The sequence below is a fragment of the Mesorhizobium sp. B2-6-2 genome, assembly GCF_006440615.1.
Lineage (GTDB): Bacteria > Pseudomonadota > Alphaproteobacteria > Rhizobiales > Rhizobiaceae > Mesorhizobium.
In genome coordinates this window covers 59,410-72,162 of the sequence record NZ_VFUG01000008.1, presented here as the reverse complement: position 1 = coordinate 72,162, position 12,753 = coordinate 59,410, and the positions used below count along the sequence as shown (strand labels likewise).

10 protein-coding genes are annotated in these 12,753 nt (G+C 58.6%); 7 read left to right on the top strand and 3 right to left on the bottom strand.

Annotated features, from left to right (window positions below):
• Positions 1-6: 6 nt before the first annotated feature.
• Positions 7-1,074 (bottom strand): SDR family oxidoreductase, encoded by a 1,068-nt coding sequence (locus FJ419_RS17615; protein ID WP_140542368.1) that lies wholly within the window; start codon positions 1,072-1,074, stop codon positions 7-9.
• A 431-nt stretch (positions 1,075-1,505) separates the two neighbouring features.
• Between FJ419_RS17615 and FJ419_RS17610 the strand changes: the two genes are divergently transcribed.
• The 4 genes from FJ419_RS17610 to FJ419_RS17595 all read left to right on the top strand — a co-directional run bounded on the left by FJ419_RS17610 (position 1,506) and on the right by FJ419_RS17595 (position 6,530).
• Positions 1,506-3,026, top strand: a complete 1,521-nt coding sequence (locus FJ419_RS17610; RefSeq protein WP_348642820.1) for a lipopolysaccharide biosynthesis protein — start codon at positions 1,506-1,508, stop codon at positions 3,024-3,026.
• Positions 3,023-3,967, top strand: coding sequence for a glycosyltransferase family A protein (locus FJ419_RS17605; RefSeq protein WP_140695952.1), 945 nt, complete (start codon positions 3,023-3,025; stop codon positions 3,965-3,967). Before FJ419_RS17610 ends, FJ419_RS17605 begins: the two co-directional genes overlap by 4 nt.
• A gap of 43 nt (positions 3,968-4,010) precedes the next feature.
• On the top strand, positions 4,011-4,958 hold the full coding sequence (locus FJ419_RS17600; RefSeq protein WP_140695949.1) for an NAD-dependent epimerase/dehydratase family protein: 948 nt from the start codon (positions 4,011-4,013) through the stop codon (positions 4,956-4,958).
• Positions 4,959-5,096: 138 nt separating this feature from the next.
• Positions 5,097-6,530: an exopolysaccharide biosynthesis polyprenyl glycosylphosphotransferase gene (locus tag FJ419_RS17595; protein ID WP_140695946.1), complete on the top strand. Its 1,434-nt coding sequence runs from the start codon at positions 5,097-5,099 to the stop codon at positions 6,528-6,530.
• Between the two features lie 25 nt (positions 6,531-6,555).
• On the opposite strand, the gene FJ419_RS17590 is transcribed toward FJ419_RS17595, so the two are convergent.
• Positions 6,556-7,233 (bottom strand): polysaccharide deacetylase family protein, encoded by a 678-nt coding sequence (locus tag FJ419_RS17590; RefSeq protein WP_140695943.1) that lies wholly within the window; start codon positions 7,231-7,233, stop codon positions 6,556-6,558.
• 387 nt (positions 7,234-7,620) lie between these two features.
• Here FJ419_RS17590 and FJ419_RS17585 point away from each other — a divergent pair, with 387 nt between their 5' ends.
• Positions 7,621-8,985: a nucleotide sugar dehydrogenase gene (locus tag FJ419_RS17585; protein WP_140695940.1), complete on the top strand. Its 1,365-nt coding sequence runs from the start codon at positions 7,621-7,623 to the stop codon at positions 8,983-8,985.
• 9 nt (positions 8,986-8,994) lie between these two features.
• Positions 8,995-10,245 carry a glycosyltransferase family 4 protein gene (locus FJ419_RS17580; protein ID WP_246679237.1) on the top strand — a complete coding sequence of 417 codons (1,251 nt, stop codon included), beginning with the start codon at positions 8,995-8,997 and terminating at the stop codon, positions 10,243-10,245.
• Between the two features lie 18 nt (positions 10,246-10,263).
• On the opposite strand, the gene FJ419_RS17575 is transcribed toward FJ419_RS17580, so the two are convergent.
• The gene (locus tag FJ419_RS17575) at positions 10,264-11,166 is read right to left on the bottom strand and encodes a glycosyltransferase family A protein (protein ID WP_140695937.1); all 903 of its coding nucleotides are present in this window, start codon (positions 11,164-11,166) and stop codon (positions 10,264-10,266) included.
• Between the two features lie 378 nt (positions 11,167-11,544).
• On the opposite strand from FJ419_RS17575, the gene FJ419_RS17570 reads away from it, so the two are divergent.
• The gene (locus tag FJ419_RS17570) at positions 11,545-12,705 is read left to right on the top strand and encodes a GNAT family N-acetyltransferase (RefSeq protein ID WP_140695932.1); all 1,161 of its coding nucleotides are present in this window, start codon (positions 11,545-11,547) and stop codon (positions 12,703-12,705) included.
• Positions 12,706-12,753 lie beyond the last annotated feature (48 nt).

Here is a 12,753-nt window from a genome sequence, read left to right as displayed (position 1 = left end):
CCGTCGTTATTGTAGCATCGCTGCCGGAATTTTTGCCTGGCTGTGCGTCAGGCGACGAAGATCATGAGCGATCACGCCAGTCGCCATCAGGTGCTTGATATGGGCGATCCGCTGATAGCGCGGACCTTCGAATTCACCGGGCGTCAGTCGCGATGACTTGAGAACGCTGAGAAGTTGCTCAGCCCCGCTTCGAGCGTTGTGGCGCGGCAAAGCGTCAGGCAGGACGCGGGCAAGCTTGCTGAAATTGACACGATACGAGCGCTTGTCCGGTCCGGCGTCGCTGGCGAAGGTGAGTTGGCAGCCGGGGACGATTTCGGTGACGATGTCCGCGATGTCACGGATCCGGTAGTTGTGCTCCGTTGACCCAACGTTGAACGCTTGGTTCCAGACCGCTTCGGTCGGTGCGGCAAGACCTGCGATGAAGGCTCGGGATATGTCCTCGACATGCACGAGCGGTCGCCAGGGCGTTCCATCCGATTTGAGATAGAGCAGCTTTTCCGAAACGGCCCATGCCATAAGGTTGTTGAGCACGATGTCGAAGCGTATGCGCGGCGAGACACCATAGGCGGTCGCCGGCCGGAAATAGACGGGGCAGAAATCGCCATCTGCCAATGCCGATATGTCTCGTTCCGCCAGAACCTTGGACTTTCCGTAAGCCGTGACGGGATTGAGGTCACCGGTCTCATCGATCAGGTTGCTCTCGGATACCCCGTAGTTGCTGCAGGAGGAGGCGAACAGGAAACGTCGCACGCCGGCTTCCTTGGCAACCTGGGCTATCCGGACGCTTGCGCGGTGATTGATCGCGAAGGTGATGTCGGGGTTCAGGTTGCCGAGCGGGTCGTTGGAAAGCGCTGCAAGGTGGATGACGGCCTCGACGTTGACGAAGTCGTCGTGGCTCGCATCGCGCACGTCCTTGCAAATGCTTGGAATATTGGTGAGCTTGCCTGCGGGGGCAAAGGTGCACCGCTCGTACAGATTGGCATCGTAACCTATGACGTCGTGCCCCGCAGCGATCAGCATGGGCACCATCACAGAGCCGATATAGCCTTGATGGCCCGTGACTAGAACTCGCATTGTTCCTCCTGCGGAATGCATGGCGCTGTTCGACCTTCGCACGATTTTGTCCCGAGGCTACTGACCCAATCGGATGAGGGGTTTAGGTCTGTCGGCCATGCGCGCAAATTTCCGGCTTGAGAGCGTCTCTACGTCCTGTGCTCGCCGTTCTGGCCAGCTGCGGGATTTTACGGGCAAGAGAAGCCGGACGCGCCCCGCACTTCACCGGGCCGGAGAAGCGCCCGGATACCTCGCCCACCCCGGGCCGCATTGCCGGCTCTTCGGAACTAATTCAAACGGGCATCGACTAATCACAATTGATATCGGCACACGCGCTGTGGAGGGGTGCCCGGCACGAAGCGCGAGCCATAAGCTGGCGTCGTCTTGGTGGGCTATCTCACGCCCTCCTGTGATTTGGCTATGGCACCGTTACGAGTCTCGGACCGTACGGCATCTTCTTTCTGGCGGGGAGTTCGAAGCTGGACGAACTGAAAGGAAAATCGCTGCGGGGTGCGTTTGCGAAGCTTTGCGGACAAGGGATTTCCTTTGTTCTGCGGCTCGGCTTTGTCGCCGCAATCGCACGCCTCCTGGAACCGGCGGATTTCGGCCTGGTCGCCATGGTAACGGTAGTTACCAGCTTCTTCGACCTGTTCTCCACCGCAGGACTCTCGGCAGCGACGGTTCAAAAGGCCGACATCAGCGATCAATATGTATCGACCCTTTTTTGGGTCAATGTGGCCGTCGGCAGCATCCTTGGCGTGCTCTGCCTCATCGCCGCGCCTTTCCTCGTCGCTTTCTACCAGGAGCCTCGCCTGCTTCCGGTGACCGCCGCACTGGCGGCCGGCTTCCTGTTCAACGCCGCCGGGGTGCAGCACCTTGCGCTTCTGCAACGCTCGCTGCGCTATGGGGCCCTGGCTGTCATAGAGACAATTGCCCAACTGGCCAGCATTGCGACCGGGCTTGGAATGGCGTTCTATAGCTTTGGCTATTGGGCGCTGGTCGGCGCTGCACTCGTTCAGCCTGCGACGACGACCCTTCTTATGTGGCTTTCGATTTCCTGGCGTCCGGGAAAGCCCGGTAGGCTCTCCGATGTTCGGTCCATGCTAAGGTTCGGGGCCACGATCACGTTCAACAATCTGGTCGTCCATCTGGCTTATAATTTCGACAAGCTGATGATCGGGCGCTATCTGGGGGCAGACGCCCTGGGCATCTATGGGCGAGGCTATCAGCTCATCAATATACCGAACACGACCTTGCTGTCGGCAGTCGGTGGCGTGGCCTTTTCCGGCTTGTCCAGGCTGCAGGGTGATGCGGTTCGCTGCAAAGCGTATTTCCTCAAGGGATATACACTCGTCAACAGTCTTACACTTCCAACGACAATGTTCTGTGCAATCTTCGCGGACGAGATCATCACCGTCGTTCTTGGGCACAAGTGGCATGCCGTGACCCCGATCTTCCGCTTGCTCGCCCCCACGATCCTGGTTTTCGGGATCATCAACCCAACGGGATGGTTCCTCCAGTCGACGGGTCTCCAGGGACGCAGCCTCAAGATGGCATACGCCATCGCTGTGCTGGTCTGCCTGGCCATCATCATAGGTCTACCTTACGGAGCCAACGGCGTGGCTCTGGGCGTTTCTGCGGCCATGACCGTATGGGTGGTGCCGCATATTGTCTGGTGCGCGAAGGGGACGCTTCTGTCGCCTTTCGATCTCTTTGCCGCGATCTGGCGGCCATTGCTGGCCAGTATCGCCGCGAGCGGTGCGGGACTGGAGGCGGCGTTCTACCTGGGGCCGTCGTCCACGCCGCTCCTTCGGCTTCTGATGGGCGGGATGGTCATGGGCGCGGTCTACGCTTGTCTGCTCCTATTCGTCCTGGGGCAACGGAAATTCTATGTGGATGTCCTGGCAGCGTTGAAACCCGCCTCGCCGGATCGAATTGCCGACACATCCGCCAATCTCGGAGCAAGCAGATGAGCAAAAATGTTCCACGGGTGAGCATCGGCCTTGCCGTCCGCAACGGAAAAGGGTGGGTGGAAAATTGCATAGAATCCATCCTCGGCCAGGATTTCGAGGGCTTCGAACTCGTCATTTCCGACAATGCATCTGACGATGGGGTGACAGAAACGCTTGCAAACTATGCGCGGGCCGATGGGCGCATCCGACTGAACGTCAATCCTTCGAATATTGGGCTTCATCAGAACATGAACCGGGTGCTGCGCCTGGCACATGGCACGTTCTTCCGATGGATCAGCGCCGATGACTGGCTCGAGCCGGGCTATCTTTCGAAATGTGTGAAGACGCTTGAAGGCCGGACAGATGCAATTGGCCTGACCACCGGCTTCACCGTTCACTCGCCCGAGGGGGCGGCGAGATGGAAGGACTACGAGGGGGAATTCCCAAGCTCCGGCGACGCAGCCCGGCGGTTTGAAAGGATGCTGTGGTTCTACCATGCCGGCGACGCCAAGTATGACCCGATCCACGGCATGTACCGACGCTCCCGGCTCTTGCAAACGCGCATGCTTCGCCGCTCCGAGCAGCCAGACTGGCTCATATGCGCCGAACTGGCGCTGATAGGGCCGATCATTCACATCCCCGATCGGCTCGCGAACCGCACGCAGAAGCCGCGTCGCGGCCTCGACCGCGTTGCATCCCGCCGACGTCTTGATCCCATCAGCAGCGAAGAACTCAGAACCTGGCCGTCCCGCACCTATCGCGACCTCCGCGATATCGTTCTGGGGGCAAAGCTTACCGAGGATCAGTTGCGTCGATGCGAAATGGCGCTTCGCCGCTTCTGGGCGAAGGAAACAATCAGGGCCGGACGGGCGCAATTCTCAGATTCAAGGCTTTTGCTGCTCAGGCGCTTGCGTGGAAATCAGGGACGCTTCCTGTCATCGACACCTGTGAGTCAAGACTAGGAATGGGCGATGGTGCAGTCCGCGGACATGAAGGTCGGCCGAGATGGTCCACCAAAATCCAAAGATCGCTGACCTCAGGGTTCTGATCACCGGCGGGGGTGGCTTCCTTGGCTCCCATCTTTGCCAACGGCTGCTTGGATTTGGCTGCGAGGTCCACGCGACGTCACGTTTCGAACGAGAGAGAGACGATCGCGGACCGATCTGGTGGCGAGCCGACATGGCCGATCTCTCGACGGTTCGTAGCGTTGTCGCCACGGTGAAGCCCGACATCGTCTATCATCTGTCCGGCTCGGTTGGCGCGAGCCCCGACCTTGAATTGGTGGTGCCGACTTACCAAAGCCTGTTGACCAGCACACTCAACGTTCTGCTGGCCGGAACGGAGGCCGGCAGCAGCCGCATTATCCTGAGCGGCTCGTTTACCGAGCCCCAGCCGGGTCTTGCGCGTCCCACGCCACATTCGCCGTATGCAGCGGCGAAATGGGCGGCGTCCGGCTACGGACGCATGTTTCACTCTCGCTTCCAGGCACCGGTGGTCATTCTGCAGCCATTCATGGTCTACGGACCGCGCCAGGCACCCGCCAAGCTCATCCCGAGCGTAATCAGGTCGCTCCTTGGCGGGACCGCACCCAAAGTGACCAGCGGCAAGCGAAAGGCTGACTGGATTTATGTGAACGATGTGATCGACGGGTTCGTTTTGGCGACGACGACGAAGGGAATTGAGGGGGCCACGATCGATCTCGGATCTGGCCGTCTCGTCTCTATTCGCGAAATCGTCGAGAGGATTGTTGCAATCGTTGGCTCCGCATCCTCTCCTGTTTTCGGTGCGGTTCCCGACCGGCCGGCTGAAAACGAGGTGATCGCCGATACCGAGTGTGCGTTCGCGCGGCTCGGCTGGGTGGCGAAAACCTCTCTCGACGAGGGTCTCCGTCGAACGGTGCAATGGTACCGCACAGGCGCAATAGCGGCCGCAATCGCACAAGCACTTAACTAACTACTCCTTCTGAATAACTGGGATGAGCTCAGCGCACTTTTGTAGGCGTTTTGCGCAGCGCCGGACCGGCCAAATAATGTGGGCAAGCGGGCGTTACGGCCTGCCTGTTTATCGTCAACACGGTCCGGTGTATTTGCAATGGATATGTCGCCGATCGCCAGTTTGGAGACAGCAAGGGAGTTTGCAGCCAGTCCTTCCGGACGTTCCCTCGTTTCGTACCGGTCAGTAGCCCCGCTGGCCATCACGGCGGATACGTTGGCCATTACCGCGGCGTGCGCCATCTGGAGCGTGCAATCGGGCGCAGATGGAGCCGGGGTGGCGATGCTAACATTGGCCATTGCACCCATCGCCTGCGCGCTGTTCGTGTGCTCGGCGAAGCTGGCCGGCCTCTACCAGCCTTCGACAATTCTTTCCGAAAACATGCGCCTCCATGTCGTTACATCGCAATGGCTATGCACGGTGGCGCTTCTTGGCGTGAGCACCTTTGCTCTGGGCAAGCAGGTTGATCCGGAAACCGGCATTGCCTTGGCGCTCGATGGACTGATCTCGCTTTTCGCTCATCGAGTTTGCTGGCGGCTGTTTGTCCGCAGAGATTCAGCAAAAGGAACCACGGCAGGACGCAAAGTGGTTTTGATCCACCAGGGAGCCTCACTCGATGCCAACGCGGCCCCTGAGCTGCAGCAGCATGGAATTCACATCGAGTATCGATTGAACCTTGGGACGCCGGATAACGAAGCGCTGATACGGCAGCGGATCGAACTTGCAGTCGCGATCGCGCAGAACTCAGATGTCGATGAGATACTCATAGCGGCCGATGTTCGGGATTGGCAGCGGCTCAAACCTCATCTAGCGCTTCTGCGCCAACTTCCGTTGCCAGTCTCGCTCATTGCCCGCGACTGGCTGGTCGATTTTGTAAGGCAGCCGGCTCAGATAGTGGGATCGTCGGCTCTCGTCGAACTGCAGCATCCGCCGCTCTCTATTATGCAGCGGGCAGCGAAGAGGCTCATGGACGTCGCCATCTCAATGGCCGCTTTGGCGCTGCTTTGGCCGTTCATGACACTTATTGCCGTGATGATCCAGCTCGACTCGCGCGGACCGGTCCTGTTCAGGCAAACCCGCATAGGTTTCAACGGTAAAGCCTTCAAGATATACAAATTCAGAACCATGAACGTCCTGGAGGACGGCCCAGGAATCCAGCAAGCCACTTCCGAGGACAAACGCACCACAACGTTTGGCCGTTGGCTTCGTCGAACCAGCATAGACGAACTGCCGCAATTGCTGAACGTCCTCATGGGTGACATGTCGGTCGTTGGACCGAGGCCGCATGCGGCTTCGCATGACAGCGAATTCGGTCGAGCGATCGCCAACTACGCTTTTCGCCGTCAAATGAAGCCGGGCATCACAGGCTGGGCCCAGGTAAGCGGACTTCGCGGCGCAACGCCGGGGGTCGACCTGATGACGAACCGGATCCAGATGGACATGCTCTACATAGAGAGGTGGAGTATCTGGCTGGACATCCGCATAATCCTGCAAACACCGTTTGCCGTCTTACGCGGGCTAAATGCGTACTAGACGCGACGATGGCAGGGCACAGCAGTTACCAAACAGACTTGCGAGCGTGCGAGAGACTGGAGCGCAGCCGCTTGAGATAAGAGTCCTGGAGGACTAGATCCTTTGGGATGTCTTTCCATTGCCATGAGCGGTCCAGCGTGTTGCGCGGTTTCAACCATGCTTCCTTGGTGGCGATGCCGCGACCCGACGTGTAGACACGGCTGTAGCCTTCAGTTGTCAGTTTTCTCAAAACGCGGCGATCATAACGGCCGAAAGGAATACTGGCCTCATCGATCTCGCAACCGCAGATGTCTTCCAGCTTGTGCTTGGCATCCACTGTTTCGGTCTGCAGACCGGCATCATCGAGCTTGCTCCAGTCAAGGTGGTGCATGCCGTGGCTCCCGATCCGCATACCCTTCTGAAGAAGTTGCCTGATCCCCGATGCACTCAGATATCCGCGGCTTCCCACTCGCCCTGCGCAAACAAAGAAAGACGCACTGAGATTTCTTTCCAGAAGTGCGGGCAACGCAATGTCGAGATCGCTTTCATTGCCGTCGTCAAAGGTGATGAGGAGGGGGTAATTGCTCGCAGCTGCAGATACTTTGTCTAGGGCGGCGAGAAATGGATCCGCATCCCACCAGAAATCCAGTTCGGCTTTGTCGATACCGGGTGGGGCTATGCCTATGCCGTGGAAGTTGATGAAGCGCTCTTTCGATCCAACCACACCTAATTTCCTATGGTCGCTTTATTCTTTATGATCCTTTGCGCGCAGGAACCGATATCCGGCGCAAGGCAAGTACAGATCGATGTCTGCGAAGAACCCTCCCACCATGAGCTTGTGGTGTTCATTCTTCAACCCGGCCTATCGCCTTACTCGCATCGCATGATCCGTCCAAGCTCATCAACGCGGCGGGCTTCGCAGAGCTGGGTGCGATCTGAATGCAGAGAACATCCCCCTTTTGACCATGCCTAAGGGGCATTCTACCCATAAGTGTGCGGTCGCTTCGCTCAACGGACAGCTCCTCAATTCGCCCGGAGTTGGAACAATGCCATTGTTTGCCTGAGGCGATCTCTGCCCGGCTCAAACATGATGCGGAGTTAGGGGGCGTCCATGAAAATAGCTGTATTCGGGCTGGGCTATGTCGGATTTACCACCCTGTGCTGCCTTGCACACCAGGGCCATGAAGTGGTTGGGTTTGACGTCAACGGCCGCAAGGTCGCGGGCGTCAACTCCGGAATTGCACCGATCATCGAGCCGGGACTTGGCGAAATGCTGCTCCATGGGCTGGCGGAGCATCGCATCTCGGCGTTCGTGGAAGTCGAAGACAAGCTCGAAGACTGTGACGCCGCAATAGTATGCGTCGGCACGCCAAGCGGAGCGGACGGCGCCCACGACATGAGATTCGTGACTGAAGTCTCAAAGGAAATAGCGCTGCACGTGGGGCACAGCCTCGCGAAGCCGTTGACCGTCATCTACCGCTCGACCGTAAGGCCCGGAACAATGGAGGGTCTGATCGCACCGATCTTCGCAGGGTTGCTGGGAGACGCGGCGGACCGCGTTGAACTCGCCTACTGCCCCGAATTTCTGAGGGAATCTTCGGCCGTCAATGACTACTTCCTGCCTCCGAAGGTGATCATAGGAACGCAGGACGGCGAGCCAAAGCCAGTATTAGACGAGCTTTTTGCCGGCTTCGAAGCGCCGCGCTTCGTGACGCGATTTGCGGAAGCCGAGATGACAAAATTTGTCGACAACAGCTGGCATGCGATGAAGGTGGCGTTCGCCAACGAAATCGGCCGGATCGGCCTTCAACTCGGTGTCGATCCGGCGAAAGTGCACGAGATCTTTGTTTCCGACACAAAACTCAACATTTCTCCATACTACCTGCGCCCCGGCGGAGCATTCGGTGGCTCGTGTCTGCCAAAGGACGTCCGTGCATTGCAGAACATCGTGGCGGACTGCGGGATAAATGCGCCTTTGATCGACTCGCTCCTGCGCTCCAATGACGCCCATAAATACTGCCTGTTCCAACTCGCCACAAAGGGTCTGAAGCCGGGAGCATCAGTGCTTCTCGCGGGCCTGGCTTTCAAGGCCGGAACGGACGACCTGAGAGAGAGCCCCAATATCGACCTTGCGCGCAGCCTGCTGAGGGAACGCTACAGGCTCTCGATTTTTGATCCGGCCATCGACGCCGGCAAGTTGGTCGGCGCCAATCTGGGCTATGCGTGGTCGTGGCTTCCGCAGTTTGCCACCCTGCTGGTGAGCAAGAAGCAGGCCGAAGCTCGACATTATGATCGGGTGATATTCGCAAACCGCACTGCGGGCATGCTTTCCTTCTCGAGGGCGCAGAGCGTGATCGACCTCAACGCGCTGTCGGACAGCGCAAACTGGCTGCCAGCCCCTCCCGCATCCCTGGAAGAGTCTGCTCAGCCTGGTGATGCCGCCCTGCCGTTCGATGTCAGGCGCGCTGTGGCTTAGGGGAGAGACATGTCCGCCATCTCAATGTTTGGGGCCGAACAAACTCGATCCGGCAGTCTTTCTGCCCGCAAGGTCTTGATGATTGTGGAGAACTTGCCAGTGCCGTTCGACCGGCGCGTTTGGCAGGAGGCGCGTGCATTGCGTGACGCTGGCGCGGAGGTTTCCATCATTTGCCCTGTCGGAGTAGGGGCGGAAGAGCATGAAGAGACGTTGGAGGGCATTCACGTCTACAGGCATGACTTGCCGGTCGAAGCCAAAGGCGCATCGGAGTTCCTCCTCGAATACGGCGCGGCGCTCTGGCACGAGACCCGCCTGGCATGGAAAATCCTGTTTAGGCATGGGTTCGAGACCATCCATGCTTGCAACCCGCCGGATCTGATCTTTCTCGTCGCTCTGCCGTTCAAGTTGCTCGGCAAGCGTTTCATTTTCGACCACCACGACATCAATCCCGAGCTTTACGAGGCGAAGTTCGGCAAGCGTGGGCGGCTGTGGCGGCTTTTGTGCCTATTCGAATGGATAACATTCAAATGCGCCGACGTCGTCATTTCGACCAATGAGAGCTACCGAAGGATCGCGCTCACCCGTGGCAGGAAGCGCGAGAGCGATGTCTTCGTGGTGCGGTCCGGTCCGGACCTGACACGCTTGAGGATCGACTGCCCCGACCCCGGCCTGAAGAAAGGACGCAAGTTTCTCGTGGGCTATGTCGGCGTGATGGGGGAACAGGAGGGGATCGACCTACTTTTGCGTAGCGTCAAACATCTCGTTCATGAGCGCGGTCGGCAGGACATTCAGTTCGTTCTTGTTGGCAGTGGCCCGCAAGTTGGAAATCTCAAGGAATACTGCCAAAGTTTGGGGCTGAACGACTATGTCACGTTCACCGGTCGGGTTCCCGACGAAATGCTCTTCACCGTGCTTTCAACAGCCGACGTGTGTGTCAATCCGGATCGCGTCAATCCGATGAACGACAAGTCCACCATGAACAAGATTCTCGAGTACATGGCTTTCGGCAAACCAATTGTGCAATTCGACGTCACCGAGGGGCGTTTCTCGGCGGATACAGCCTCTCTCTACGCCCGCCCGGATGATCCGATCGACTTTGCTGACAAGGTTCAATGGCTGCTTGGCAACCCCGAACAGCGCAAGGTTATGGGTGATTACGGCCGCGATCGTTTGCAGCGGGAACTTGCCTGGAGCTATCAAGTGCCGAACCTTATCGCCGCCTATCAACGAGCCAGGGCCACCGCTCCAAGGAAGCCGTGAGCCGGGTCTTCCCTGCGCTCAGACGCGATTCCATTTGTCGAGGATGCGCGAGGCGTCTGCTCCGAATCCAAGAGCCAGCATCACCTTGCATCGGTAAAGGCGAACCAGGACGACGCCGTACATGGCAAGCATGCGCGCCCTTGGGCCTTCGATGCGATCGGAAAAGCCCACCCGGAGCAACTCTGCCGCGGGCGAGAGTGCGACCGCGAAACTGCGCAAGATCCAGCGCGGCCGCCACCCTCGCTGAGAGCGTACCCGATTGAAATCGTGAGCAACATGCCGTTCCCATTTTGCAGCGATCTCAGTGAGATTCCGGCGAGCGGGATGAAACACTATCATCCGCTTGCGGTAGTGGGTGCGGAAGCCCTTGCGGAGCGCCCGCTGTCCCCAGTCCCTATCTTCCGCAATTTCAATCCCACCGAACGGTCCAACCGCAGACAGAATTTGTTTGCGCATCGCCAGATTGCCGGTCCCGGTATACCCCTGCTTGGTGATGTATTCGCGCATTCGGTAGGCAAAGACGCTTTCGTAAGCTTCAAGTAGGGTAATTCGATGTGCGTCCTGACGCGCAATCCTGACGTCGCCGCCTATGATGCCGATATCTTCCCTTTCTGCAAAGCAGCTTTCTATTTCGTAAAGCCAATCGGGATGGGCGATGCAGTCGGCGTCGATGAAGGCCAGCGTTTCGCCGCCCGCGTGGGCTGCGCCGCGGTTGCGCGCTGGCCCGGGGCCGGGTGTGCGCTCGAGAAGGAGCGTGACAGCGGGAAAGGAGGCGCAAAGGTCGCTCGGTATCTGTCTCGATCCGTTGTCAACGACAATGATCTCGACTGTTTGCTGCGGCGGCCGCTGCGCCTGCAAGGATGCGAGACAGCGCCTGAGCATTTCTTGCTGGTCGAGATGTGGGATGATGACAGTGATCATTTCGCGGTCCTCGTGGACTGCCCCAGGGTTGCTGCGGTAGTTCATTCCTCGAGCACTTGAGGTGAACACTCGACCAGCGCGATGCAGAAGTGCCATGAAGATCATAAATCGCGGGACGTATGCATCCAGTCGGCCAACGGGTTAGCAATGTGCGTCTTTTGTTCAGATATGCTCCAAACCGGCCTGGACAGATGATGACCCATTGGTGAGACGGAGCCCGACGCGGGTTGCGGGTGGTTACTGGGGTCCAAAACTGGTGGCGAGCTGTTCAGGGGCGGAAAATCTTTCATGGGAATCGAGGTTTGGCGTCTCCACCAGCGGCATTTTCGTCGCGCCCAATGCTGGCGCAGTCCGTCTCTTGATCAATGATTGCCTCAAATGATCCGCAGCACCCCGATCGAGGGGTCTTCCCTGGTTGTCTCGGCAAGTGATTCATGGCGGGATTTTGCGGCCATGTGGCCGACCATGGCCAATCGGGGCTCGGCTCGCGCCTTCGTTTTCCAGACGGCCGATTTCTTAAACGTTTGGTGCGACACAATCGGGCCGGCGCGCGGCACTCGGCCATTGTTTATTGCGGTGGTAGATGAGCGCGGTGCTCCTCACGCGCTTTTGCCGCTTGGCATCGAGAAGCGCAAATTCGGCTTGAAGGTTTTGTCGTTCTTGGACGGTGGCGTCAGCGACTACAATGCGCCAGTCCTGTTTCCGCACGTCAAAGACTGGCGCCCTTCATTCGTAGGCAAGTTGTGGGATGCAATAGCAAGGATTGCACCCCCTTTCGACATCGCAGTTGTCGAAAAGATGCCCGAGCGCGTGTTCGACATCGACAATCCGCTGACGCCCTTGATCACGGCTCGCTATCCCCACAGCGGGTATGTCATGCGCCTGCCCAGCAGCGTGGACGAGTTTGTCTCCGAGCGCCTCCCGCGAGCCCAGGACACGCGGCGCAAGCTTCGCAAGCTTGGTGAGCGCGGCACAGTCGCCTTCAGGATCGCGAGCACGTCCGCCGAACGCGACGAGATGCTCGAAGCGATGATGAGGCAGAAGTCGCGACGCTATATCGAAACGACTGGGGTCGATGGAATGGAGCGACCTGGCTATCGTGCCTTTCTTCGGCAGGCCGCGCTCGAGCTTGCCCCACGAGGCTACGTCCATGTTTCGTCGTTAAATTTGGGCGGCACGGTCCTGGCGGTGCACTGGGGATACAAGGACGATGGCAGATTTTACTACATGATGCCGAGTTTCGAAGCGGGCGAATGGGTTCGTTTCTCGCCTGGTCGCCACTTGCTCAACCATCTGATTGAGTGGGCGATAGACGCTGGCATGAAGGAGTTCGATCAAGGTCTTGGCAACGAGGATTACAAGACGGAGTATTGCGACGCTGCGATACCACTCCACCAGATCGAGATCCCGAGAACGATGCGGGGTCAGGCCGATCTGCTGGTGCGCAGGTTGAAGATGTCCCTCCGCGACACTCTCGTGTGGCATTCGCTCAAGGGCCTGCGAACCGCGTGGCGGATGCGCAAAATTCCGAGAAGGTAAGGACTGCGCACAGTGACGAACCATCTCCGATCGCTGGCGCGCTGGAGG